This is a genomic window from Sphingobium sp. HWE2-09 (assembly GCF_035989265.1).
Lineage (GTDB): Bacteria > Pseudomonadota > Alphaproteobacteria > Sphingomonadales > Sphingomonadaceae > Sphingobium.
The window spans coordinates 1,274,509-1,298,244 of the sequence record NZ_JAYKZX010000003.1; the positions used below are offsets into that span (position 1 = coordinate 1,274,509).

At 63.9% G+C, this 23,736-nt stretch carries 21 protein-coding genes and 4 tRNA genes; 10 read left to right on the top strand and 15 right to left on the bottom strand.

Annotation, left to right across the window (positions count from 1 at the left end):
* The first annotated feature begins 124 nt into the window (after positions 1–124).
* On the top strand, positions 125–1,324 hold the full coding sequence (locus U5A89_RS11590) for an MFS transporter (RefSeq protein ID WP_338161274.1): 1,200 nt from the start codon (positions 125–127) through the stop codon (positions 1,322–1,324).
* Positions 1,325–1,343: 19 nt separating this feature from the next.
* Here the strand turns inward: U5A89_RS11590 and U5A89_RS11595 are convergent, their stop codons facing one another.
* From U5A89_RS11595 to tkt, 3 genes are all read right to left on the bottom strand, one after another.
* Positions 1,344–2,546, bottom strand: a complete 1,203-nt coding sequence (locus U5A89_RS11595; RefSeq protein ID WP_338161275.1) for a phosphoglycerate kinase — start codon at positions 2,544–2,546, stop codon at positions 1,344–1,346.
* A gap of 138 nt (positions 2,547–2,684) precedes the next feature.
* A complete protein-coding gene (gene gap / locus U5A89_RS11600) occupies positions 2,685–3,695 on the bottom strand; it encodes a type I glyceraldehyde-3-phosphate dehydrogenase (RefSeq protein WP_338161276.1) in 1,011 nt (336 codons plus the stop codon).
* A 32-nt stretch (positions 3,696–3,727) separates the two neighbouring features.
* Entirely contained in the window at positions 3,728–5,695 is a 1,968-nt protein-coding gene (tkt, locus tag U5A89_RS11605) for a transketolase (RefSeq protein ID WP_338161277.1), read from the bottom strand.
* Between the two features lie 160 nt (positions 5,696–5,855).
* Between tkt and U5A89_RS11610 the strand changes: the two genes are divergently transcribed.
* The 4 genes from U5A89_RS11610 to U5A89_RS11625 all read left to right on the top strand — a co-directional run bounded on the left by U5A89_RS11610 (position 5,856) and on the right by U5A89_RS11625 (position 7,453).
* Positions 5,856–6,071, top strand: coding sequence for a hypothetical protein (locus U5A89_RS11610; protein WP_338161278.1), 216 nt, complete (start codon positions 5,856–5,858; stop codon positions 6,069–6,071).
* Positions 6,064–6,399: a cell division protein ZapA gene (locus tag U5A89_RS11615; RefSeq protein ID WP_338161279.1), complete on the top strand. Its 336-nt coding sequence runs from the start codon at positions 6,064–6,066 to the stop codon at positions 6,397–6,399. Before U5A89_RS11610 ends, U5A89_RS11615 begins: the two co-directional genes overlap by 8 nt.
* Before the next feature lie 239 nt (positions 6,400–6,638).
* On the top strand, positions 6,639–7,220 hold the full coding sequence (locus U5A89_RS11620) for a 5-formyltetrahydrofolate cyclo-ligase (protein WP_338161280.1): 582 nt from the start codon (positions 6,639–6,641) through the stop codon (positions 7,218–7,220).
* Positions 7,217–7,453 (top strand): DUF2842 domain-containing protein, encoded by a 237-nt coding sequence (locus U5A89_RS11625; protein WP_338161281.1) that lies wholly within the window; start codon positions 7,217–7,219, stop codon positions 7,451–7,453. Before U5A89_RS11620 ends, U5A89_RS11625 begins: the two co-directional genes overlap by 4 nt.
* Before the next feature lie 30 nt (positions 7,454–7,483).
* Here the strand turns inward: U5A89_RS11625 and U5A89_RS11630 are convergent.
* From U5A89_RS11630 to U5A89_RS11645, 4 genes are all read right to left on the bottom strand, one after another.
* Positions 7,484–7,560 (bottom strand) — tRNA-Asp (locus U5A89_RS11630).
* An 84-nt stretch (positions 7,561–7,644) separates the two neighbouring features.
* Positions 7,645–7,721, bottom strand: a tRNA-Asp gene (locus U5A89_RS11635).
* An 83-nt stretch (positions 7,722–7,804) separates the two neighbouring features.
* A tRNA-Asp gene (locus U5A89_RS11640) sits at positions 7,805–7,881 on the bottom strand.
* A 42-nt stretch (positions 7,882–7,923) separates the two neighbouring features.
* Positions 7,924–9,078 carry an AI-2E family transporter gene (locus U5A89_RS11645; protein ID WP_338161282.1) on the bottom strand — a complete coding sequence of 385 codons (1,155 nt, stop codon included), beginning with the start codon at positions 9,076–9,078 and terminating at the stop codon, positions 7,924–7,926.
* A 165-nt stretch (positions 9,079–9,243) separates the two neighbouring features.
* On the opposite strand from U5A89_RS11645, the gene U5A89_RS11650 reads away from it, so the two are divergent.
* On the top strand, positions 9,244–9,717 hold the full coding sequence (locus U5A89_RS11650) for a hypothetical protein (protein WP_445190648.1): 474 nt from the start codon (positions 9,244–9,246) through the stop codon (positions 9,715–9,717).
* 153 nt (positions 9,718–9,870) lie between these two features.
* On the opposite strand, the gene U5A89_RS11655 is transcribed toward U5A89_RS11650, so the two are convergent.
* The 4 genes from U5A89_RS11655 to thyA all read right to left on the bottom strand — a co-directional run bounded on the left by U5A89_RS11655 (position 9,871) and on the right by thyA (position 14,842).
* Positions 9,871–11,160: a dihydrolipoamide acetyltransferase family protein gene (locus U5A89_RS11655; RefSeq protein WP_338161283.1), complete on the bottom strand. Its 1,290-nt coding sequence runs from the start codon at positions 11,158–11,160 to the stop codon at positions 9,871–9,873.
* Between the two features lie 6 nt (positions 11,161–11,166).
* Positions 11,167–12,171, bottom strand: a complete 1,005-nt coding sequence (locus U5A89_RS11660; RefSeq protein WP_338163026.1) for an alpha-ketoacid dehydrogenase subunit beta — start codon at positions 12,169–12,171, stop codon at positions 11,167–11,169.
* A gap of 214 nt (positions 12,172–12,385) precedes the next feature.
* Positions 12,386–13,681, bottom strand: coding sequence for a 3-methyl-2-oxobutanoate dehydrogenase (2-methylpropanoyl-transferring) subunit alpha (locus U5A89_RS11665; protein WP_338161284.1), 1,296 nt, complete (start codon positions 13,679–13,681; stop codon positions 12,386–12,388).
* A 120-nt stretch (positions 13,682–13,801) separates the two neighbouring features.
* On the bottom strand, positions 13,802–14,842 hold the full coding sequence (gene thyA / locus U5A89_RS11670) for a thymidylate synthase (protein ID WP_445190649.1): 1,041 nt from the start codon (positions 14,840–14,842) through the stop codon (positions 13,802–13,804).
* A 59-nt stretch (positions 14,843–14,901) separates the two neighbouring features.
* On the opposite strand from thyA, the gene U5A89_RS11675 reads away from it, so the two are divergent.
* The 3 genes from U5A89_RS11675 to U5A89_RS11685 all read left to right on the top strand — a co-directional run bounded on the left by U5A89_RS11675 (position 14,902) and on the right by U5A89_RS11685 (position 16,895).
* Entirely contained in the window at positions 14,902–15,195 is a 294-nt protein-coding gene (locus tag U5A89_RS11675) for a JAB domain-containing protein (RefSeq protein WP_338161285.1), read from the top strand.
* A gap of 106 nt (positions 15,196–15,301) precedes the next feature.
* Positions 15,302–15,378 (top strand) — tRNA-Pro (locus tag U5A89_RS11680).
* A 926-nt stretch (positions 15,379–16,304) separates the two neighbouring features.
* Complete coding sequence (locus U5A89_RS11685; protein WP_338161286.1) at positions 16,305–16,895, top strand: methyltransferase domain-containing protein; 591 nt, start codon at positions 16,305–16,307, stop codon at positions 16,893–16,895.
* A gap of 96 nt (positions 16,896–16,991) precedes the next feature.
* Here U5A89_RS11685 and U5A89_RS11690 read toward each other — a convergent pair whose 3' ends face one another.
* Positions 16,992–17,441, bottom strand: a complete 450-nt coding sequence (locus U5A89_RS11690; RefSeq protein WP_338161287.1) for a hypothetical protein — start codon at positions 17,439–17,441, stop codon at positions 16,992–16,994.
* A gap of 145 nt (positions 17,442–17,586) precedes the next feature.
* Between U5A89_RS11690 and U5A89_RS11695 the strand changes: the two genes are divergently transcribed.
* Complete coding sequence (locus U5A89_RS11695; protein WP_338161288.1) at positions 17,587–18,258, top strand: spermidine synthase; 672 nt, start codon at positions 17,587–17,589, stop codon at positions 18,256–18,258.
* 89 nt (positions 18,259–18,347) lie between these two features.
* Here U5A89_RS11695 and U5A89_RS11700 read toward each other — a convergent pair whose 3' ends face one another.
* The 3 genes from U5A89_RS11700 to U5A89_RS11710 are packed head-to-tail and all read right to left on the bottom strand — an operon-like array spanning position 18,348 to position 23,717.
* The gene (locus tag U5A89_RS11700; RefSeq protein WP_338161289.1) at positions 18,348–21,536 is read right to left on the bottom strand and encodes an error-prone DNA polymerase; all 3,189 of its coding nucleotides are present in this window, start codon (positions 21,534–21,536) and stop codon (positions 18,348–18,350) included.
* Positions 21,533–23,074 carry a Y-family DNA polymerase gene (locus U5A89_RS11705; protein ID WP_338161290.1) on the bottom strand — a complete coding sequence of 514 codons (1,542 nt, stop codon included), beginning with the start codon at positions 23,072–23,074 and terminating at the stop codon, positions 21,533–21,535. The genes U5A89_RS11700 and U5A89_RS11705 overlap by 4 nt, the downstream gene beginning before the upstream one ends.
* Complete coding sequence (locus U5A89_RS11710; protein WP_338161291.1) at positions 22,974–23,717, bottom strand: ImuA family protein; 744 nt, start codon at positions 23,715–23,717, stop codon at positions 22,974–22,976. Before U5A89_RS11710 ends, U5A89_RS11705 begins: the two co-directional genes overlap by 101 nt.
* Positions 23,718–23,736: the final 19 nt, after the last annotated feature.

The following is a 23,736-nucleotide window of genomic DNA, read 5'->3' on the forward strand; positions in this document are numbered from 1 at the left end:
CAAGGGCACATCGCCTGTTCGGGTGCACCGATGTGCAGGCGCTTTGCCTTGAGTGAGTAGGCATATGCTGCGGCGCACAAGCTTACCGGTTGAAAGGTTGCGGATTGCGACCCATAGAGCGGTCATGACCAGCAGCGCCGCAACGAAACCCGTCGACCTGTCCCCGTTCGTGCTGTTGCTGATGGCGGTGGCGTGCGGTGTGATGGTCGCCAACCTTTATTATGCCCAGACGCTGATCGACGTGATCGGGCCGGAAATTGGCATGTCGACCAGCCTGGCGGGGCTGATCACCACGTTGACCCAGTTGGGTTATGGCGCGGGCCTGTTCCTGGTAGTGCCGTTGGCGGACCTGTTCGAAAATCGCCGGATCGTGCTGACGTCGATCGGCGCGACGATCATCGGCTGCATCGCCATCGCCCTGTCGAGCGGGCCGACGAGTTTCCTGATCGCATCGATCCTGACCGGGGTGGGCGCGACGGGTGCGCAGGTGCTGGTGCCCCTCGCCTCCCACCTCGCCGCGCCTGAAAAGCAGGGTCGCGTGGTGGGGACGGTGATGAGCGGGCTGCTGTTCGGCATCATGCTGTCGCGGCCGATCGCCAATTTCCTGGCCGGGTCGGTCGGCTGGCGCGCGACGTTCATCCTGTCGGCGGTCGTGATGACGGGCGTGGGCCTGGCGCTGCTGGCCGCCTGTCCCCGTCGCACGCCCAAGGGTGGGATGGGCTATGGCGCGGTGCTGGCGTCCACCTTCGCGCAACTGGTCAAGCATCGGGTAGTGCGGATGCGCGCCTTTTATCAGGCAGCGATGTTCGCGGCGTTCAACCTGTTCTGGACCGCCGCGCCGCTGGCGCTGATCCATGAATTTCATCTGGGCCATGCGGGGATCGGCGCATTCGCGCTGGCGGGCGCGGGCGGCGCATTGGTGGCGCCGGTGGCGGGGTGGATGGCCGATCGTCGCCTGACGCGCGTCGCTTCGCTGATCGGCCTTGTCGGACTGACGGCCGGGTTCCTGCTGGCGGACTGGATGGTGGCGGCAAGCAGCCTGGTCGGCTTCACCATCATGGCGGTGCTGATCGACGGCGCGGTGCAGATGAGCCAGATCACCGGGCAGAAGCTGATCTTCTCGCTCGATCCCCATGCGCGCGGACGGATCAACGCGGCCTATGTGACGGTGATGTTCGTGGTCGGCGCGCTGGGATCGGTGATCGGATCGGCCACTTATGAAGCGGGAGGCTGGAGCGCGAGCGCGCTGGCCGGGGCGGCCATCGGCGGCGTCGCCACCTTGGGATTCCTGCTGTTCGACCGGGGCGCCAGCGTCGCGCGCTGACGCCCCGGTCGCTATCGGATCAAGCCGTCAGCGCCTTGACGCCCGGCAGTTCCTTGCCTTCCATCCATTCCAGGAAAGCGCCGCCTGCGGTCGACACGAAGGTAAAGTCCGCCGCCACGCCTGCATGGTTGAGCGCGGCCACCGTGTCGCCGCCACCGGCCACGGACGTCAGCTGGCCTTCGCGGGTCAGCGCCGCCGCTGTCTTCGCCAGCGACACGGTCGCTGCGTCGAACGGCGCCATTTCGAACGCGCCCAAAGGACCGTTCCACACCAGCGTGCGGCAGTTTTTGAGCGCGTCGCCCAAAGCCTCGACCGCGGCGGGGCCGACATCCAGGATCATTTCGTCCTGCGCGACTTCATGGACGTTGCAGGTGCGCAGGCTGGCCGGGTTGGCGGCAAATTCCTTCGCTACCACCACGTCATAGGGGAGATGGATGATGCAGCCAGCGGCTTCGGCGGCTTCGAAGATCGCCTCAGCCGTATCGCTCAGATCCTTTTCGCACAGCGATTTGCCGACATCGACACCACGGGCATAGAGGAAGGTGTTGGCCATGCCGCCGCCGATGATGAGGTGATCGACCTTCTTCACCAGATTGTTGAGCACGTCGAGCTTGGTGGAAACCTTTGCGCCACCGACGACCGCCGCGACCGGCTTGACCGGTTCGCCCAGCGCCGCCTGCAACGCATCCAGTTCCTTTTCCATCGAGCGACCGGCAAAGGCGGGCAGCTTGTGCGCCAGCCCCTCGGTCGAGGCATGGGCGCGGTGCGCGGCAGAAAAAGCGTCGTTAACGTAGAGGTCGGCGATCGCGGCCATGGCGTCGACCAGCGCGGGATCGTTCTTTTCCTCGCCCGCGTGGAAGCGGGTATTCTCCAGGATCGCGATGTCGCCAGCGCGCATGACCGCAATGCCGTCTACCGCGGCTTCGCCCTGGCAGTCGGGGATGAACTGGACTTCGCGGCCCAGCACCGCCGAGAGCGGGCGGGTGATCTTGGACAGCGAAAATTCGGGGTTCTTCTGGCCCTTGGGACGGCCGAAATGGGCGAGGATCAGCACCTTTGCGCCGCGATCGGCCAGTTCCAGCACGGTCGGCATCGCCGCGCGCAGGCGGTTATCGTCGCTGACTGCGCCGTCCTGCATCGGCACGTTCAGGTCTTCGCGCACCAGCACCACCTTGCCGGTGATGTCGCCCATGTCGTCGAGCGTTTTGAACGGCTTGGTCATGTCTTCTTCCCCTGATCCTAAAAACGTCATCCCAGCGAAGGCTGGGATCTCATTTTCTTCCTCAACGCAGGAAAGAAGAGAGATCCCAGCTTTCGCTGGGATGACGAAAAGGGGACAGGTTGCCCTGTCCCCTACCTATTACAGAAACTTCGCGACGACGCCGGTGGTGTCGATCATGCGGTTCGAGAAACCCCATTCATTGTCGTACCAGCTGAGCACGCGGACCAGCTTGCCATCCACCACGGCCGTTTCCAGGCTGTCGACGGTCGAGCTGCGCGGATCGCCATTATAGTCGATCGAGACCAGCGGTTCGTCCGAATAGCCCAGGACGCCCTTGAGCGGGCCGGATTCCGACGCCGCCTTGAGCAGGCTGTTGACCTCGTCCTTCGTGGTCGGGCGCTTGGGGATGAACTTCAGGTCCACGACCGAGACGTTGGGCGTCGGCACGCGGATCGACGAGCCGTCCAGCTTGCCCTTCAATTCGGGCAGAACCTCACCCACCGCGCGGGCGGCGCCGGTGGAGGTCGGGATCTGCGACAGGGCGGCGGCACGGGCGCGGCGCATATCGCTGTGCAGCTGATCCAGCGTGTTCTGGTCGTTGGTGTAGCTGTGGATCGTCGTCATGAAGCCGCTTTCGATGCCAATGGCGTCGTTCAGCACCTTGGCGAGCGGGGCCAGGCAGTTGGTGGTGCAGCTGGCGTTGGAAATGACGATGTCGTCGGTGGTCAGCGCATCATGGTTGACGCCGAACACGACGGTGCGATCGACATTGGTGCCGGGGGCGGAAATGATGACGCGCTTGGCGCCAGCGGTCAGATGCGCGCTCGCCTTGTCTTTGGTGGTGAAGATGCCGGTGCATTCCAGCGCGATGGCGACGCCCAGGTCGGCATGCGGCAGGTTGGCGGGATCGCGCTCGGCCGTCACCTTGATCTTCTTGCCGTCAACGACGAGGAAATCGCCGTCCACGCTGACGTCGCCAGCCCAATTGCCATGGACGGAATCGCGCTTGAAAAGCAGCGCGTTGGATTTGACGTCGCCCAGATCGTTGATGCTGACCAGTTCCAGATCATGATCGGTGCGCGAGAGAATGGCGCGCGCCACCAGGCGGCCGATACGTCCGAAACCGTTAATTGCTACCTTTGTTGCCACTGCACTAGCCTCCTTAAGGTGTTGTTATTCGATCAGTTGTTGAGCGCGGCCACAATCCGTGGCGCGATCTTGACGGCGGTCAGGCCGAAATGGTCGTAAAGATCCTCCGCCGGGGCCGACGCGCCGAAGCTGTCGATGCCAAAGCGCAGGCCCGCAATGCCGGTATGCCGTTCCCAGCCGAAGGTCGTGCCCGCCTCGATCGACGCGCGCAGCACATGATGGGGCAGCAGGTCGTCCTTGTAGCTTTGCGGCTGCGCATCGAAATGCGCCCAGCTGGGCATGGACACGACATCGGCGCCGATGCCCTGCTCTTCCAGCAGCCTGGCGGTGTCGACCGCGATTTCGACTTCGGAGCCGGTGGCGACGATCACCACCTTGCGCTCGGCGGTCGCGGCGACCAGGCGATAGGCGCCCTTGGCCGACAGATTTTCGCTCTTTTCGGTGCGCAGCTGCGGCAGATTCTGGCGGGTGAGCGCCAGCACCGACGGGCCGGTCGCGTCCTTCAATGCCAGTTCCCAGCATTCCGCCGTCTCGACGATATCGGCCGGGCGATAGACGTCCAGGTTCGGGATCATGCGCATCGACATGACATGTTCGATCGGCTGATGGGTCGGGCCGTCTTCGCCCAGGCCGATGCTGTCATGGGTCAGCACATGGATGACGCGCTGCTGCTGAAGCGCGGCGAGGCGGATGCCGCCGCGCATATAGTCGGAAAAGACCAGGAAGGTGCCGCCATAGGGGATCACGCCGCCATGCAGCGCCATGCCGTTCATCGCGCAGGCCATGCCGAATTCGCGGATGCCGTAATAGACGTAACGGCCCGCATAATCGTCCCTGGTCAGCGGGCCGGTCGACTTGGTCTTGGTATTGTTGGAGCCGGTGAGGTCGGCCGAACCGCCCAGGGTTTCGGGCAGCAGGTCGTTGATCGCGCCCAGCGCCAGTTCGCTCGCCTTGCGGGTCGCGACCTTTTGCGGGTTGGCGATCAGCGTGTCGATATAGGCTTCAAGCGAGAAGTCGGCAGGCAGGTCGCCGGCCATGCGACGGGAAAATTCCGCGCCATCGGCGCTCTTTGCCAGGCGATCTTCCCAAGCGGTGCGAACATCCGCGCCCTTGGCCCCGATCGCGCGCCAGGCGGCGGCGATGTCTTCGGGGATGACGAAAGGTTCGGCGGTCCAGCCCAGAAATTCGCGCGAGGCGGCGACTTCGTCCGTGCCCAGCGCCGATCCATGCACGCCCGACGTGCCTGCCTTGTTGGGCGAACCATAGCCGATCTTGGTCGCGCAGGCGACGAGCGAGGGCCGCGGATCGGCGACCGCTTCGGCCAGTGCGCGGCGCACGTCCGCAACGTCGTGGCCATCGCACGACACCACATGCCAGCCGGTCGCGACATAGCGTGCGCGGACATCTTCGCTGCTCGACAGGTCGACCGCGCCGTCGATGGTAATCTTGTTATCATCCCACAGCACGATCAGGCGGCCCAGGTTCAGGTGACCGGCCAAGCCGATCGCCTCATGGTTGATGCCTTCCATCAGGCAGCCGTCGCCCGCGATCACCCAGGTGCGGTGATCGACCAGATCGTCACCATACTGCGCGTTCAGGTGCCGTTCGGCGATCGCCATGCCGACGGCAGTGGCGAGGCCGGACCCCAGCGGACCGGTGGTCGCTTCCACGCCCGCCAGCTCGAAATTCTCCGGGTGACCGGCGCAGGGGCTGTGCAACTGGCGGAAATTGCGGATGTCCTCGATCGTGGGACGCGCATAGCCGGTCAGATGCAGCAGCGAGTAGATCAGCATCGAGCCATGGCCCGCCGACAGGACGAAACGGTCGCGGTCGGCCCATTTGGGCTGGGTCGGATCGAATTTCAGATAGTCGCCGAACAGGACGGTCGCTACGTCCGCCATGCCCATTGGCATGCCCGGATGGCCGCTATTGGCGGCCTGCACCGCGTCCATGGACAGCGCGCGAATGGCGTTGGCGAGCGACTTTTCGGAAACTGTCATCTGGGGCGGGCATCTTTCCTGAAACATGCATAAAGACAGCGCCCGCGCGCAGGCAGGCGAGTCGAGATCGCGCCCCCTTTGTCGTGTCAAGTCCCATGCGTCAACCGCATGTCACCCGACGCGCCGCTTAAGTGGCGGATTTCCGCGCCAAAGACTGCTTTTGCACGATCGCGACTTCCGCTATGACGACAGCATGGCAAGCGACCGCATGATGCAGGCGATCGGCACGTTGGAACGTGCTGTTAGCCGGCTTGAACAGGATGTGGCCGATATTCCGGCTACCCCCGTCCCCACGCTGGACCAGGGCGCGGCGCGCGCCGCGCTCCGATCGCTGGACGATCTGATCGACACGCTGAAAGGGCAGGCCCATGGCTGAAACCACGCTGGTGATTGCGGGCCGCCATTATGCGATCCGGTGCCGTGACGGGGAGGAAGCGCATCTGGGCCACCTCGCCACGCTGATCGAGGACAAGGCGCGGGTGGCGCAGCAAAGCACGCCGGGGCTGACGGAAGTGCGCACCTTGCTGTTCGCCGCGCTTTTCCTGGCCGACGAATTGAACGACCTGAAGCGGGACAATGCAGGGCGGCAGGCGCAGCTGAAACTGGACGCCGACGACGAGCCGAGCGTCCAGGCGATCGAAGCATTGGCGGGCCGCATAGAAAAGCTGCGCGAACGACTTGCCGCCCGGACCGCGAACGCCTAGATTAGCGGAGACGGGTTCTGCCTGGTACGAGCTTTAGCGAACATCCCTGAGGCGATAATCACATCCAAGGGGGCTGTCCCTGGGCGGGTTCCGGCCCGTTCTACATGGTCCCCACCTGACGTTGAGGCGTCAGAGGATATTCCAGCACACGGCCAAGGTGGTCCCGTCACCCTTTTCATCATAGAGCAGCGTCCTCCCGCCTTGCGCGGAGCACGATCATGGATTTGGCAGGCTTCTGAATGAACGGCGATCTGTCCGACAAGACCAGCCTGCGCGCCATCGCGCGGCAGCGGCGGCGCGATTTCGTCGCCACGCTCGATCCGCTCGCGCATCGGCTGGCGTTCAAGGCGGTGCCGTCCCCGCTGGCGCGCCGGATCGCGGCGGCGCAGGTCGTCGCCCTCTATATGGCGGTGGACGATGAAGCGCCTGCGCAGCGGATGGCGGCGCAGTTGCTGACCATGGGCAAGACCGTGGCGCTGCCGCGGGTACTCGACCGGCTGGGCAGCATGGATTTCCTGGCCTGGCACCCGGAAGATAGCCTGATCCCCGGCCCGTTCCGCACCAGCCACCCCGAACCGGGCGATGGGCCGGTAACGCCCGATGTCATCGTCGCCCCGCTGGTGGGGTTCGACCGGGCGATAAATCGCCTGGGCCAAGGCGGCGGCTATTATGACCGCGCCTTCGCCCGCTTTCCCGATGCACTGCGCGTGGGCATCGGCTGGTCGGCGCAGGAGATGGACGCCCTGCCCGCCGATCCGTGGGATCTGCCGCTGGACATCATCATGACCGAAGTCGAACTGATCGAAGGACCAGAGCTGTGAACATCGACCCGCGCCATTATCACCAGCCTAGTTGGCGCAAGCCGGTGGGCATGTTGGCGATCGTCGGGCTGATCGCGTTGTGGGCGGTGATGGTGGGCAGCCTGTCGACCCTGATCGGCGCGCTGCCGATGTGGGCGCAGGCGCCCATCTATGTCGTGCTGGGGATCGTCTGGATCTGGGTGCTGCCGCTGCGCCGCCTGCTCGCCTGGATGGAAACCGGGCGCTGGCGCTGAAACCTGTTCCCACCGCTTCATCATGAGCGGTGGCGCGAGTGACGGGGCTCGAACCCGCGACCTCCGGCGTGACAGGCCGGCACTCTAACCAACTGAGCTACACCCGCGTAAGGCGCTGGCATCCTTGCCGACCCGGGAAGGACCGCCAGACGATACCGATCTGGGAGAAATCACCCTCCGGTCAGGGAGAGTGGCGCGAGTGACGGGGCTCGAACCCGCGACCTCCGGCGTGACAGGCCGGCACTCTAACCAACTGAGCTACACCCGCGCAGGGTGGCATCTTTTCGTGATCTTATCGATCACCAGACGATACGGTCTGGAACACCATTTCCACCCTCCGGTCAAGGAAAGTGGCGCGAGTGACGGGGCTCGAACCCGCGACCTCCGGCGTGACAGGCCGGCACTCTAACCAACTGAGCTACACCCGCGTTTGGTGTGGAAGCGCCGTCTATGAGCGTCCTGCGATGCTGTCAACCGTCCGCAACGGGACTTTCCGCTTTCTCGTCATTTTCTTTGCGCGGGGCGACCGTCAGCGTCCCCTGCTCGAACAGGAAGCCCGCAATATCCGGGGTTCCCGCCGCCTGCACCACGGTCTGGATGATGATCAGCAGCGGCACGCCCAGCAGAGCGCCCGGCGTGCCCCAGACCCAGCCCCAGAAGGCGAGCGAGACGAGAATCAGCAGCGGGTTCATCGTCAACCGCCGCCCCAGCAGCATCGGCGTAATGACGTTCGCCTCCACCAGATGGAAGCCCACCTGCACGGCCGCGGGCAGCAAGGCGACATAGACGTCATCGAACACCATCAACCCGCCCAGCCCCAGCAGTACGGCGGCCAGCATCGGCCCGAAATAGGGGATGAAGTTGAGCAGCGCAACGATGCCGCCCCACATCCAGGGAGAGGGCATGCCGATCAGCCACAAAGCGATCGCGATCGCCAGACCCAGGCACAGGTTGATGGTGGCGATGGTGATGACATAGGCCGATGTCGCATCGACCATATTCTGGATCACCCGCGCCACCGCCATCGCGCCGTCGAAACTGCCGCGACTGTTGATCGTACGCCGCCGCAGCCGGGTCCAGCCCGCCAGGAAGAAATAGATGATGAGCAAGGAGAACACCATCTGGATGATCGCCGATGGGGCGGAGGTCGCGGCGAACTGAAGCAGCGAGCGTGGCGCATCCACCGCCGCCGTCTGCGCCGCCGCAACCGGGCCGGTCGCCAGCATCCGCACGGTTTCGTCCACGAACCGCTGAAGATTGGCGTAGAAGTCGATCAGCGGGGCGAGGTTCGCCTGAATTTGCGGCAGGCGTTGCGGCAGGATGCGGAACCAGTCGGTCGCGGGCACGATGATCAGCACCAGGGCGGTGTTGGCGACCACCAGGAAGCCGATCATAGCCACCAGCGCCGCAAAGGCCGACGGCAGCCCGCGCCGCTCCATCCATTCCAGCAGCGGCACCAGCGCGATGGCGATCACCAGCGCGGCCGTGAGCGGCAGGAAGAATTCCGCCCCCGCGCGCAAGGCAAAGGGCAGCGCCAGGATCAGCCCGATGCCCGATGTCAGCGCGATCGACGCGAGCAGCCGGTCGCGCCGCCGGTTGACTTCCTTCTGTTCCGTCGTCGTCACGCCTGATCGATTCCCTGTTCGTTCCCACCGATGTGCGCGCCCTGTGGCGCAGCGTCAATTTACAAAGGGCGTCACCACCCTAGGGGCAAGGAAAAGACGCGCTTAACCAAATATTTGCGCACGACCGCTAAGGCGAATGCGGGGATGAATAGAACGGGGACGATGATGACGCGGATGCTTGCGCCCGGGCTGGCCTGGGCAGCGATGCTGATGGCAACGCAACCGGTCGCGGCGCAACCGGCGCTACGGCTGGGCACGCAGATGTTTGTCGAGCGGATATCGACCGACCTCAATGGCCGCCCACGCCGGACATTGGCGAGCGCCGACCGGGTCGAGCGGGGCGACAGGTTGGTCGTGATCGTGAATTGGCGCAATGAGGGTAGCCAGCCCGTCCGCGACTTCGCCATCACGCGCGCGGTGCCGCGCGGCACCCGGCCGGACCTGGACGATCCGGCCATGCAGGTGTCGGTAGATGGCGGGAACCACTGGGGGCGGCTGGAGCAATTATGGCTGCCGACGCCGCTGGGCGGCGAACGGCGGGCGGTGGCGGAAGACGTCACGCACATACGCTGGCGCCTGTCCGATGCGGTGCAGCCGGGCCGCACGGGGCGCCTGAGCTATCGGGCGGTGATGCGCTGAGGAAGCCGTGAGTCAGATCAACCATTTCCGTTCGTTTCAAGCGCAGTCGAGAAACCGGCGCTGTGCCAGATGCTTCTCGACTACGCTCGAAGCGAACGGGTTAGGGTAGCTGAAGGCGACGGGTGACGACCACGCCACCCGCCCCCACATCATTCAATCCACGAACAGGAAGGCGGGCGCCTCCAGCAGCTTGCGCACCACCTGCACGAAGCTGGCCGCGTCCCAGCCATCGACCACGCGATGGTCGCAACTGATCGACAGGTTCATGAGCTTCGCCGCGACGATCTCCTTGCCCTTAAAGACGGGACGCTCGATCACGCGGTTGGGACCGATAATCGCGACTTCCGGTCGGTTGATGACCGGCGTGGTGGCGATGCCGCCCAGCGGCCCCAGCGACGTCAATGTCAGGGTGGAGCCGGACAGTTCCTCAGACTTCGCCTTGCCGCTGCGCGCGGCGTCGGCCAGGCGGCGGATTTCGGTCGCCAACTGCCAAACATTGCGATCCTGCGCGTCGCGGATCACCGGCACCATCAGGCCCGCATCGGTCTGCGTCGCCAGCCCCAGATGCACCGCCCCATGGCGCGTCACCACCCCCGCTTCGTCATCGTAGCGCGCGTTGAGCATAGGGAAGTCCGGCAGCGCCTTGCACAGCGCCACGATCAGCAGCGGCAACATGGTCAGCTTCGGCCGGTCGCCGCGATTGGCGTTGAGCTGCTCGCGCAACTCTTCCAGTGCGGTCACGTCGATTTCCTCGACATAGGTGAAGTGCGGGATGTTGCGTTTGGACGCGGCCATATTCTCGGCGATCCGGCGGCGCATGCCGATGACCTTGACCTGCTCGTCCGCGCGCTTCGCCGAACGCCCGGCGGGACGATAGCCCTGCCCTTCGCCGTAGAGCAGATAGGCGTCGAGATCGGCATGGCGGATATGGTCGCCCGACGGTTTTACCTGGGCGAGATCGACGCCAAGGTCTTTGGCGCGCGCGCGCACGGCGGGGGATGCGAGGATAGGGCGCTCCGCAACGCCGTGCTCCTGCGAAGGCAGGAGCCCAAGGTCGACAGGCCCGGCTTCCGAACCCTGGGCTCCTGCTTTCGCAGGAGCACTGGGCTCTGGAATGTGCGCCGCTTTCTCGATCACCGCCTCTCCCGGCGTTTCCGCTTCGATCGTCTCCACCGATGGCGGCGGCGCTGTAACCGCCTCGCCCACCACCTCGATCTCCACCAGCATCGCGCCGATGGAAACCTGGTCGCCCGGTTCGCCCGCCAGCCGCACCACGGTGCCCGCGACGGGGCTTTCCATCTCGACCGTCGCCTTGTCGGTCATCATGTCGGCGATCGGCTGGTCTTCCTCGACCCGATCGCCGACCTTGACGTGCCAGCCGACGATTTCCGCCTGGGCAATGCCTTCGCCGATATCCGGCAGCTTGAATGTGAACAGCGCCATGACTGGTCAGTCCTTCATGATCTTGTTGATGGCTTCGCGGATACGCACCGGCCCCGGAAAATAGGCCCATTCCAGGCTGTGCGGATAGGGCGTGTCGAACCCGGTGACACGCTCGATCGGCGCTTCGAGATGGTAGAAGCAACGCTCCTGCACCTGCGCCAGCAATTCCGCGCCGAACCCGCTGGTGCGGGTCGCTTCATGGACGATCAGGCAGCGGCCGGTTTTCTTCACCGACGCTTCGATCGTGTCGATGTCGAGCGGGACGAGGCTGCGCAGATCGACGATTTCCGCATCGATGCCCAGCGTCTTGACGGTATCTTCGACCACATGGACCATCGTGCCGTAGCATAATATGGTCAGCGCCTCCCCCGCCCGCGCGATCCGCGCCTTGCCCAATGCGATCCGATAATAGCCTGTGGGCACCTGCGCGTCGGCATGGCCTGCCCAGCTTTTCGCCGGCGTATCATAATGGCCGTCGAACGGGCCGTTATAGATGCGCTTGGGTTCGAAGAAGAGGGTCGGGTCATTATCCTCGATCGCGGCGATCAGCAGCCCCTTGGCGTCATAGGGGGTGGACGGAATGACCGTCTTGATCCCCGAACAATGGGTGAAGATGCCTTCGGGCGACTGGCTGTGCGTCTGGCCGCCGAAGATGCCGCCGCCAAAGGGCGATCGCACCGTCATCGGCGCGATGAACTCCCCCGCCGACCGGTAACGCAAGCGCGCCGCTTCCGACACCAACTGGTCGAGCGCGGGATAGATATAGTCGGCGAACTGGATTTCAGGCACCGGGCGCAGGCCATAGGCGCCCATGCCCACCGCCACGCCGATGATCCCGCATTCGGTGATCGGCGTGTCGAACACGCGGTTCTTGCCATATTTCTGCTGCAAGCCTGCGGTCGCGCGGAACACGCCGCCGAAAAAGCCGACATCCTCGCCCATCACGACCACGGACGGGTCGCGTTCCATCATCACGTCCATGGCGCTGTTGATCGCCTGGATCATGTTCATATGTTGAATATCAGTCATGGCGCGATCCTTTCCTCGCCCCGGTGGGGAGAGGGTTGCGCAGACTTGGCAGCTGGCTGCCTAGTCGAAGCTGGGAGAGGGGGAATGACAGTTGAATAACGAGCCGACTCAGCCCCCTCTCCAACCTTCGCCAGACGGCAAGCCGTCAGGCTGCGGTATCCTCTCCCCAGCGGGGAGAGGAGATTGTCATACCCCATCACAGCCCCGCCGCCTTCCATTCGTCCAGCATCTGCTGCTGCTGTTCCTTGAGGTGCCAGGGCATTTCCTCGAACACATCCTCGAACATCGATTCCATCGGGTGATGCAGGCCGTGCCCCAATATGCCGTTCTTTTCCGCTTCGCGCGCGGCGTCGCGGACCAGTTCGGCCAGTTCCTTGTCCATCGCGGCGTGGCGATCCTCGTCCCAGATGCCCAGCGTGATGCAATGCTGCTTCAACCGCGCGATCGGGTCGCCCAGTGGCCAGAGGCTGCTTTCCTCGGCCGATCTATAGGCGCTGGGGTCGTCGGAGGTGCTGTGCCCTTCGACGCGATAGGTGAAATGTTCGATCAGCGTCGGCCCGCCATTGGCGCGCGCGCGGTCGGCGGCCCAGCGGGTCGCGGCATAGACAGCAAGAATGTCGTTGCCGTCCACCCGCAGCCCGGCAATGCCATAGCCAACGGCGCGCGCGGCAAAGGTCGTCGCCTCCGCTCCGGCAAAACCTGAAAAGCTGCTGATAGCCCATTGATTATTGACGACATTCATGATCACCGGCGCGCGATAGACGCTGGCGAAAGTGCAGGCCGAATGGAAGTCGCCCTCCGCCGTCGATCCTTCTCCGCACCAGGTCGCGGCGATGCGCGTGTCGCCGCGCGCGGCGCTCGCCATCGCCCAGCCTACGGCCTGGGGATATTGGGTGGTAAGGTTGCCGGAGATGGAGAAGAAACCCGCCTCCCGCGCCGAATACATGATCGGCAGCTGGCGGCCCTTCAACCGGTCGCCGGTGTTGGAATAAATCTGGTTCATCATGTCGGCCATCGGCCAGTCGCGAGCGAGCAAAATGCCCTGCTGGCGATAGCTGGGAAAGCACATGTCGTCGCGCGCCAGCGCCAGCGCCGCGCCGATCGACACCGCCTCTTCCCCGGTCGATTTCATGTAAAAGCTGGTCTTGCCCTGCCGTTGCGCACGGAACATCCGCGCGTCGAAGGCACGGGTCAGCGCCATGTAGCGCAGCATCCGCAACAGCGTTTCCGGCGGCAGCTTAGGGTTCCACGCCCCCACCGCCGCGCTATCCTCATCCAGCACACGGACCAAGCCATAGGCCAGGTCGCGCATATCGGACGGCTGCGCCGCTTCATCCGGGCGCGGCGCGGCGTCGGCGGCAGGAATGTCGAAATGGGTGAAGTCGGCGCTTTCGCCCGGCCGCGCGGGCGGCTCTGGCACATGCAGGCGAAGCGGCGGGAGATTGCGCCCCGCCTGCCCGTCCATGCCGCCTGATCCGATGGGATCGGTCATCCTGCCTCCTATGATGCATTGCAATAATATTGCTTCACGTAGAAACTATATTTCAACGCACCGGAAAGGCAAGCCCTCCTTACCCATTTATTGTTTTCAACTGTCCAACTCGCTGTCTCTTTAGACGGCGACCGGCGCGGAAATATGGGCTTGCGGCGCGTAATCGAGCATTTCGAAATCCTCGATCCTGTAATCGAAAATGCTCGAAGGCCGCCGATTGATCCGCATCTTGGGGACGCCGGACGGGATTCGATTCATCTGCTCTTCCACCAGCGCAGCATGGTTCAGGTAGAGGTGCACGTCGCCCCCCTGCCAGACGACCTCGCCCGGCTCCAGATCGCATTGCTGCGCCAGCATCCGGGTGATCATCGACAGGCCGAAGATGTTGAAGGCAAAGCCGAGGCCCAGGTCGCAACTCCGCTGGAACAGCAGGCCGTTCAGGCGGCCGTTCGCGACCTGGAACTGATAGGTCATATGACAGGGCGGCAGCGCCATTTGCGCCACTTCCGCGACATTCCATCCGGTAAAGAGCAGGCGGCGCGATCCGGGCGTCGTGCGAATCGCCTCGACCAGGGCGGCGATCTGGTTGTGGCCCTGATCCGCCTTGCGATACAGGCCGTCGCCTGCCGGTTCGTAGCGCGGCCAATTCACCCATTGGGCGCCATAGACCGGACCCAGGTCGCCCCATTGCCGTGCGAAATCCTCGTCCCCGACAATTCGCATCTCGAACGTGTCGCGATCGATGTCTTCGCCCGTGGCCTTCCGATAGGCGTCCAGCGGCCAGTCGGTCCAGATATGCACGCCTTGCCGCACCAGTTCGCGGATATTGGTGTCGCCGGTCAGGAACCACAGCATTTCGCGCGCCGCGACCTTCCAATAGACCCGCTTGGTCGTGAGCAGCGGCACCGCGTCATCGGCCAGAGAGAATCGCATCGTCGCGCCCAATATCGACCGCGTGCCGACGCCGGTGCGATCGACCCGTTCGTCGCCATGGGTCCAGATGTGCCGCATCAGATCCAGATATTGCTGTTCATAATGGGGCGCGGTCGCGGCAGGCGTGTCGGTCAAGGCAGGGTTCTCACGGATGAAGGTGTTGCGCTGCTCTAGCCCAGGATGGCGGTGCGGCCAATCGTCCAGCGTCACGGCAAAATACGCAATCATCGTCCAAAAGGGGGCATGTTCCGCTAAGCGCCTGCCTGACGTTGCGGCACCCTGCGGCCATGAAGGACGAACTGGCGCTCGCAATTCTGGACCGGGACTGGCGACCGCAGCGCCTGCTGGCGTTGCGGCAGGGCTGGCCCGCCGTGCTGCATCGCCTGTTGCAGGATGAAGGCAGTTGGGTGGCGCTGATCCAGTGGCGCGACGACCGGCCATCGCCTCTGCCCGACTGGCAGGATGTGCGGCTGACCCGGACGATCGCGCGCAGCCTGCGCCCCTTGGAGGTGAAGCTGGCCGATCATGTCATCCATAGCGGCGATGCGCGCTTCAGCTTCCGCGCGGCCGGTCTTCTTTAACGTCCACCAAAAAAACCGTCATTGCCCGCTTGCCAGCCTCCAAAGCCCTCTCTATAGGCCCACTCCTGCCTTACGGGGCCGCCCACAAAGCGGCTTCGGCATCGGTCGGGGAATAGCTCAGCCTGGTAGAGCACTGTCTTCGGGAGGCAGGGGCCGGAGGTTCGAATCCTCTTTCCCCGACCACATTTCTTTTCGGCAATCCGCGGTTATAGCCGTTTTGCCCGGTTCGCATGAGCGAACTTGGGCAAGGCTTCGAGATTGCGGTTGAACTGCCTCATTTCCCGCTTTTCCCACCTCGCGTTGACAACGCCTTTGCGACATCCGCGACTGAACCCTGCGCCATAGTGGTCTATGAAGTGCATCAGCCGTCATGTTCTTTAGGCCAGACGCCACTGATCTGTCGATGCATGGCCTACATGGGTCGATCCTTCATGAGTGTGGCATCGGACCACTGGACGAACGACGCATTTCTCCTGCGTTAAGGTAAACGTCATAGCCGCTAGCTTCGATTTGCCCCAACCCTCAGATCAAGCATCGCCTTGGAACGAAACAATATATCGATACCGCGTAGATGAAGGCGTTATAGTTCTTGCCAAGTCGCGATAGATGTCAGCCGTAGGAAGGGAGCATGGTGCATACAAGGAACCGCAATGGCACGGCCGTCAGAATTTCAGGTAGCCATCAATGATCAGGTCGTGTGTGGATACGCCTGTTTATCGCATCCGAAAATCACCAAATTCGTGAGCTTTAAGAGCCGCCCAATTCTCTACCTAAATCACCACGTCAAACTGCTTGATTCCTTTGATCAAATCTGAAAATCTGCAGAGAATAAATAGGCGTTAATGCGCTTCAGACCGAAAATCCCATTTATAAATATTGCGAAACAGCAATATAAATAATTTTCCAGACGTTTTGGAAACAGAACAGAAACAGGATTTTGAGCGATGCTGAATGCAGAATTTACTTGTAATATATGCGAACAGAATAGCGTTTTCACACCGGACGATAACAATTGGCGCGAAGTTCCTACATGCGTGACATGCGGATCATCCGTTCGGATGCGGCAAGTCGTACATTGTCTCACAGAAGGCATTTTCGGCTCATCCAAAATGCTTCCGTCCGTCGATGCGAAGTATATCCGTGGCATCGGCTTGAGTGATTCGATCAGTCTTGCAAATCGCTTGTCTCAATCTTTCGATTACACCAATACATTCTATCATACCGACCCGATGCTGGATATCTGTAATCCTAGCGATTCGTGGATCAATCAACATGATTTCTTGATTTCCAGTGATGTATTCGAACATGTTCCTTCACCTGTGCAGCGGGCATTTGACGGCGCCTTTTCCGTTTTACGTCCGGGTGGGTTGTTTGTTTTGACAGTGCCTTTTGATGACCGGCAGAATACGACCGAACATTTCCCCAACGTGCGCGATTTCAAATTGATCGACTTTGATGGCGAATGGCTACTTGCCGGGCGTACCGCTGAAGGCGACTATGAATTGCACAATGATCTGATCTTCCACGGTGGCCCAGGGACAACGGTTGAGTTGCGATTCTTTTCGCGCGATGACCTGATTGGGCATTTGGAGGCGGCAGGCTTTACTGCGATCGAGGTGCATGACTGCGAAATACATGAATATGGCATTTTCCACCCCCATTATCAGGGCGTTCCGATTACCGCTTGGAAACCCCAATGAGAAAGCCATGCCCTGATCCTGTCAGAACCCACGCCAGCGCCCGCCCCTCTATCCTTATTCCGCCTGACCAGCTTACCTTCCACTCTTTAAGGGCGCTCAGTTCGCCAGATAGAAGTCACGCAGCGCCCGCGCGTCATGCAGGGCATTGTGCGGCACCCGGCTGTTGGCGGCGGCGCTGAAGCCCGCCGCGTTGATGAGTTCTAATCGCAGGCCGAAGTCCACGCCCGCCATCCTGCCCGGCCCCGTCACCAGCAGCGCGCAGAAATGCGACAGATCCTCCGGCCAGTCGGCGATGATGACCGGATCGCTATCCCCCTCCAGATAGGCGGCGACATGATCGGCCGCCTCCACCCGGTTCAACTCCAGGTCGATACCCGGCGGCACATGGCGCAGATAGGGGACGACATGCTTTTCCACCCATGGCTCGATCTCGTCAGGCAATGGCAGCGTCACGTAAAATTCCTGGTCGCCATGTTCGGGGACCAGTGCGACGCTGATCAGCGTACCGCCAAAGCCATTGAATTCGGTGTCGAGAAAATAGCGCATGAAGAGAGAAACTGCCTGCCGGGATAGGATGAAGCGTGCCTGCCCGGTGCCTGTAGCATTTGCGCGACGGATGCCAAGCTGCCATGCGCGTCGCGCGTGGCGGCCATGGGACGAACGGCGGCGCGCAGGAAAGAAGGAAGCGATCATGATCCCGCGGGAATATCTGGATTCGGCGCAGGTGCCGGGCGGGCAGGAACTCAAGCTCTACCGGCGCGGCGCCGATCATATGATCGTGCTCGACCGCAACGAATTGATGAGCAGCCGGATGAGCGGATCGGAAAAGCAGCTGGCGCTGATGACTATCGAGCGATTGCAGGGGCGCAAGGCGCTGCATCTGCTGGTCGGCGGCTATGGCATGGGCTTCACCCTGCGCGCGGCGCTGGGCGTGCTGGACGGATCGGCGCGCGTGACCGTGGCCGAACTGGTGCCCAAGATCATCGAATGGGCGCGCGGGCCGATGGCTGACCTGATGGCCGGATGCCTGGACGATCCGCGCGTCGATTTGCGGATCGAGGATGTCGTGCCGGTGATCGCGCAAGCCAAGGCGACCTATGACGCGATCCTGCTGGATGTGGACAATGGGCCGGACGGGTTGACCGCCACCGCTAATGATCGGCTCTATTCGGCGGGTGGGCTGGAGGTCGCCAAGGCGGCGCTGAAACCGGGCGGCATATTGGCGATATGGTCGGCGGGATCGGACGATGCCTTCGCCCGTCGCTTGCGTAACGCCCGTTTCGATGTGGACGAGGTAGCGGTGAAGGCGCGCGACAATGGCAAAGGGCCGCGCCATGTGATCTGGTTCGCGCGGAAGCGGTGATCGTCGGGCTGCCCTGTTGCCGCGAAGGCGGGAGCAGGAGTGAGAGGGCGGGACTGGGTTCTCGCCTTGCGCGGGAACACGCCACGCACTCAATGGAAATCGCGTGATCTGGGCAATATGCGCACGTCGCGCGGATGGCGGTGGGGGAATGGCTTTGCGGGTTTCCCGCCCGCCTGCCCTTCGTGCAACCAGTCGAGCGCCCGGCTGGCGTCGGTGACGCGATCGACCATCAGATGGACGACATCTTCCTTGCTGCGCTGGACTTCGCCGTGGATCAGCATCAGGCGGGACGCCATGACGGCGCGGCGCTGCTTCTCCATCTCCCGCGCCCACAGCAGCGCGTTGACGATGCCGCTTTCATCCTCGATCGTGATGAAGACCGCATTGCCCTTCCCCGGCCGCTGGCGGATCAGGACCACGCCGGCCACCTTCACCTTGGTGCCGTCCTTGGCGGCGTTCACCGATGCACAATCGATGACGCCGCGCTCAGCGAAATGGCTGCGCAGGAATTGCATTGGATGTCCCTTTAGCGACAGGCGATGGGTCTGATAGTCGATGGCCACCTCTTCGGATAAGGGCATGGCCGGGAGCATCGGATCGGCTTCGCGGCCGAGTTCAGGCAAATCCTGCGCTCCAAAAAGCGGCAGTTGCACCGGCGGCACCCGCCGGGCGTCCCACCCCGCCTCCCGCCGGGTGCGGCCGATCGACCGTAACGCGTCCGCATCCGCCAGAAGATGCAGCGCCCGGGCAGGCATGGCGGCGCGGCGGGCCAGATCCTCCATGTCGCGGATCGGCGCATCCGCCCGCACTGCGATCAGCGCATTGGCCCATTCCTCGTGGAACCCGTCTATCCGATTAAGGCCCAGGCGCAGGACGCGTTCTCCTTCCAGGCTGCTATACCAGTCGCTCGCCTGCACATCGATCGGCCGCGCCTCCACGCCATGTTGCTGCGCGTCGCGCACCAATTGTGCGGGGGCGTAGAAGCCCATGGGCTGGCTGTTGAGGAGAGCGCAGGTAAAGACGGCGGGATAATGGCATTTTAGCCAGGAAGAGACATAGGCGAGCCAGCCAAATGCCTGGGCATGGCTTTCAGGAAAACCATATTCGCCGAATCCTTCGATCTGCTTGAAGCAGCGTTCGGCGAAATCGCGCTCATAGCCGCGCTTCACCATGCCTTCGATCAAGTCGGTCTGATAGTTGCTGACCTCGCCAGTGCGACGAAAAGTCGCCATCGCTCGGCGCAATCCGTCCGCCTGCGCAGGTGAAAACCCACCCGCGACGATCGCCAGCTTCATCGCCTGCTCCTGGAATAGGGGCACGCCCAGCGTCTTGCCCAGCACCTCCTTCAACTCATCAGGATTGCCGGGCGGGCCGGGCAGTTCCGGTTTCTCTTCCCCATTGCGCCGCCGCAGATAGGGGTGGACCATGCCGCCCTGGATCGGGCCGGGGCGCACGATCGCGACCTGGATGACGAGGTCGTACAGCTTCTTGGGCTTCATCCGGGGCAGCATGGAAATCTGCGCCCGGCTTTCGACCTGGAACGTGCCGATGCTGTCGCCCTTTTGCAGCATGGCATAGGTCGCCTCATCCTCCACCGGCACCCTGTCCAGCGTCAGGTCGCCCAAGCCGTGCAGGCGCATCAGGTCGAAGCTCTTGCGGATCGCGGTCAACATGCCGAGCGCCAGCACATCGACCTTCATCAATTGCAGCGTATCGAGATCATCCTTGTCCCATTCGATGAAGGTGCGATCGGGCATGGCGGCATTGTGGATCGGGACCAGTTCGTCAAGCCGCCCCTGGCTCAGCACGAAGCCGCCAACATGCTGTGACAGGTGGCGGGGGCATTCGAGCAACCGGCTCGCCATGTCGCGCAACCGGGCGAGTTCGGGATTGGCGGGATCGAAGCCCGCCTGGGCCACGCGCGCTTCTGGCACTTCCTGATCCCCGCTCCAACTGCCCCAGACGGTGCCGGACAGCCGCGCCGTCACATCCTCCGTCAGGCCCAGCGCCTTGCCGACTTCGCGCAGGGCGCTGCGCTGGCGATAGCGGATGACGGTCGCGGCGATACCGGCCCGATCGCGCCCATAGCGGCGGTAGATATATTGCATCACCTCCTCGCGCCGCTGATGTTCGAAATCGACGTCGATATCGGGTGGTTCATGCCGGTTTTCGGACAGGAAGCGGGAGAAGAGCAGTTTCTGTTCCACCGGGTCGATCGGGGTGATGCCCAGCAGATAACAGACCAGCGAATTGGCGGCGGACCCGCGACCCTGGCACAGGATCGGCGGATCGAGGCTGCGGGCATAGGCGACGATGTCGTGGACGGTCAGGAAATAATAGGCGTAGTTGCGGCGGCGGATCAGCGTAAACTCCTCGTCCAGCACCTTTTGGTAGAGGGGCGACAAGCCTTCGGGGAAGCGTGCCTGCGCCTTCTCCCCCACCAGATGCTCCAGCCAGTCCTGCGGCGCCCAGCCGTCCGGCACCGGTTCGTGCGGATATTCATAGACGAGTTGGTCCAGCGTGAAATCGATGCAGGCGAGCAGATCCTGCGTCGCGGCGATCGCCTGTGGGCAGGTGGTGAACAGGCGCGCCATTTCGGCCGGGTCTTTCAGGTGACGCTCGGCATTGGGGGCAAGGCGGCGACCGGCGGTCTGGATCGTCAGCCCTTCGCGAATACAGGTCAGGACGTCCTGCATCGGCCGGTCATCCGCCTCCGCATAAAGGGCGTCATTGGTGGCGATCAACGGCACGCCGCTCTGGGCGGACAAGGCGATGCGCCGCGCCAGCATTCGCGCGTCGCGGCCCGATCGGCCCATAGTCGCGGCGAGCCAGAGATGCGGCGTGATAGCGCGCAATTGCGCCAGCAGCCCGGCGTCGCCGTCCATCGCGATCAGCGCCATGTCCTGCCCAAATTCGATCAGGTCCGGCAGGTTCAGCGTGCATTCGCCCTTGATCGCGCGACGATTGCCCAGCGTCAGCAGCCGGGTCAGCCGCCCCCAGCCGAAGCGCGTGCGGGGGTAAGCGACGATGTCGAGCGTGCCATCGGCAAAAACCAGCCGGGTGCCGACGATCAGACGCATTCCCCCGGCCAATGATCCCAGATCCTTGAGCGCCTGATGCGCGCGCACCACGCCCGCCACCGTATTGCGGTCGGCGATGCCGATGCCGGTCATGCCCAGATGCGAGGCCTGCCGCACCATGTCCATAGAATGCGATGCGCCGCGCAGGAAGCTGAAATTGGTGGCGGCCACCACCTCTGCAAAGGGGGACGCGGTCATGCGAACAGGCCGTGCAGATACCAGCTTATCTCGGCCTCTTCGCCGAACAGGCCATGGCGGAACATCCAGTAGCGCCGCCCGTCGCCATCCTCGATCCGGTAATAGTCGCGCGTCTTGCCCGCGCCGCCCGGCTGGTGTCCGTCCCGCCTGCGCCACCATTCCGCTGCGATCCGCTCCGGTCCTTCGGCCAAGCGCACCTCATGCAGGCGGTCGCGCCAGCGGAAGCGTTGCGGCGGGCCGTCGGGCACGCCGGCGATGACCGCCACCGGCTGGGGCGGGTCGAACAATAACAGGGGTCGGGGCGGGCGATCCGGCGCGGCAGGCCAGGACTGGCGCTGCGCCTGGATCGCTGGTTCGAAGGTCTGCGCGCCTTCGGGGATATGCCGGTCGCACGGTTGCAGGCGCCGGACATTGTTCGGGCCGAGTCGGATGCCGAGCCGGTCGATCAGGGCGACGATATTTGCCTCGCCCGCCTTGGCCGCCTCTCCCTCCATCGCCTGCTGCCGTTCGACCAGCGGCTCGACCCGGGGCACCGCCAGCAGCACCGCGTCGAAGCCGAAGCCGGGATCGAGCGGATCGGCCATGGTGTCGATCCGTTCGCGCAGCAGGCGAAGCACGGCGGCGGGATCGCGCACCGGTTGCCCGGTTTCGATCGCCAGCCCCTGGCGTGCGCCGTCGCTGCGCAGCAGGCGGATAACGAAGCGGCGACCGCCCAGCTTGCGCGCCTCCATCTGGCGCGCGGCCTGGCCCAGCAGATCCTCGATCACGTCCATCACATCTTCGGTGCGGGCGATGGGTTCGGGAAAGCGCGCTTCGGCATGGATGGGGGCGGCGGGACGGCGCGGCGCGATCGGGCTAGGCGCTTCGCCCAATATCTGGCGCAGCCGGGTGACGGCCTGCTCGCCGAAACGGGCGGCGATCATCCCCATGGGACGCCGGGCCAGATCGCCGATGGTGCGCAGGCCAGCGCGGCGCAGGGCAGCCAGTCCGCCTTCATCCAGTTCGAGCGCAGCGACCGGCAGCGCGGCGACATCCCCGCGTCGTCCGCCATGCCGGGCCAAGGCGCGGGCCGCCATGGCGTTGGGGCCAAAACAATGGCGGCTGCTATACCCGGCCAGCGCTCGCGCCTGCTGCGCCAGCGCCTGCGCGCCGCCGAACAGATGCGCGCAACCCGTAATGTCGAGAATGATCCCGTCCGGCGCATCCAGCGCGACCATCGGGGTGAAACGCCGCATCGCTTCCAGCACCCGGTCGAGCGCCAGCGCATCGGCGGCACTATCGATTGGGCGGGTGATAAGCGCGGGGCAGCGCGCCCGGGCATCGGCCAGCGTCATGCCCGCGACCAGCCCCTGCTCAACTGCTAACGCATCGACGGCCGCCAGTCGCAGCGCATTGCCGACCCGCGCCACCAGGGCGAGCGGTTCGGCGGTGCCATCGTCAGGCGACCTGTCGTTGCCCGGCTCCATCGTCGCCCGCATCCGTTCGCTGGCGAGAAAAGGGAACCACAGCGCCAGGCAGAGGCGCGTATTCGTCTCCATCCCTGAAACATCCATTGTCGCTATCCCATGTCAGTCGCCAGCGCCCTCCTGCCGGTCCGCCGCGGCAACGGAGCAGTTCGGCATCGATCGCGGGCCATCCCGGCGCATCCGCCTCCAGCGCGACAGACGGCGCGCTGCGGATGGTCCAGCGGGTCTGCGCGCCACTGGATCGCGGTTCGGCGTCGCCGCGCAACAGCAGCACGAAGACGCCGGACGCTTCGGCTGCCAGCACCAGGCGGCGGCTGGCGGTCAGGTCATAGTCGGCGAAGCGTCCTTCGCTTTCCATCAGCACCGCCGCCACGCCGGGACAGCGTGCCGCCTCCAGCCCGGCGCGCAGCATGTCGATGTCGTTGCGCGTCTCCACGATCGTCAGGCGGCTGGGCTGGATACCCAGCAGCGCCAGCCCGTCGCCATAAAAGAGCGTCGGCAAACGCTGGCGGCGCGGCGTGCGCAACGCGAAGATCGCGCCTGTAGCGGCCATGCGCCCTTGCGTCAGCGCAAAGGCCAGCGCCGCCGCCCGGTCCTCGCCCTGGCAATGAATTTCGTGCAGATGGCCCGGATCGAGCATGGGACAGGCCGCTTGCGCGTCCAACCCATGCCGTTCCGGCGAACGCGCCCCCTTGATGAAATCCTTGCCAGCCATGTCTCGAATTGTCCATAAT

Excerpts from the sequence above, each read along its gene's own strand:
- U5A89_RS11595 (WP_338161275.1), bottom strand. The coding sequence starts at position 2,546 with ATGACCAAGCCGTTCAAAACGCTCGACGACATGGGCGACATCACCGGC.
- U5A89_RS11695 (WP_338161288.1), top strand. The coding sequence starts at position 17,587 with ATGATCCCGCGGGAATATCTGGATTCGGCGCAGGTGCCGGGCGGGCAG.
- U5A89_RS11700 (WP_338161289.1), bottom strand. The coding sequence starts at position 21,536 with ATGACCGCGTCCCCCTTTGCAGAGGTGGTGGCCGCCACCAATTTCAGC.
- U5A89_RS11665 (WP_338161284.1), bottom strand. The coding sequence starts at position 13,681 with ATGACCGATCCCATCGGATCAGGCGGCATGGACGGGCAGGCGGGGCGC.
- U5A89_RS11615 (WP_338161279.1), top strand. The coding sequence starts at position 6,064 with ATGGCTGAAACCACGCTGGTGATTGCGGGCCGCCATTATGCGATCCGG.
- U5A89_RS11675 (WP_338161285.1), top strand. The coding sequence starts at position 14,902 with ATGAAGGACGAACTGGCGCTCGCAATTCTGGACCGGGACTGGCGACCG.
- U5A89_RS11620 (WP_338161280.1), top strand. The coding sequence starts at position 6,639 with ATGAACGGCGATCTGTCCGACAAGACCAGCCTGCGCGCCATCGCGCGG.
- U5A89_RS11690 (WP_338161287.1), bottom strand. The coding sequence starts at position 17,441 with ATGCGCTATTTTCTCGACACCGAATTCAATGGCTTTGGCGGTACGCTG.
- U5A89_RS11655 (WP_338161283.1), bottom strand. The coding sequence starts at position 11,160 with ATGGCGCTGTTCACATTCAAGCTGCCGGATATCGGCGAAGGCATTGCC.
- U5A89_RS11660 (WP_338163026.1), bottom strand. The coding sequence starts at position 12,171 with ATGAACATGATCCAGGCGATCAACAGCGCCATGGACGTGATGATGGAA.
- U5A89_RS11705 (WP_338161290.1), bottom strand. The coding sequence starts at position 23,074 with ATGGAGACGAATACGCGCCTCTGCCTGGCGCTGTGGTTCCCTTTTCTC.
- U5A89_RS11710 (WP_338161291.1), bottom strand. The coding sequence starts at position 23,717 with ATGGCTGGCAAGGATTTCATCAAGGGGGCGCGTTCGCCGGAACGGCAT.
- U5A89_RS11650 (WP_445190648.1), top strand. The coding sequence starts at position 9,244 with ATGACGCGGATGCTTGCGCCCGGGCTGGCCTGGGCAGCGATGCTGATG.
- thyA (WP_445190649.1), bottom strand. The coding sequence starts at position 14,842 with ATGATTGCGTATTTTGCCGTGACGCTGGACGATTGGCCGCACCGCCAT.
- tkt (WP_338161277.1), bottom strand. The coding sequence starts at position 5,695 with ATGACAGTTTCCGAAAAGTCGCTCGCCAACGCCATTCGCGCGCTGTCC.
- U5A89_RS11590 (WP_338161274.1), top strand. The coding sequence starts at position 125 with ATGACCAGCAGCGCCGCAACGAAACCCGTCGACCTGTCCCCGTTCGTG.
- U5A89_RS11685 (WP_338161286.1), top strand. The coding sequence starts at position 16,305 with ATGCTTCCGTCCGTCGATGCGAAGTATATCCGTGGCATCGGCTTGAGT.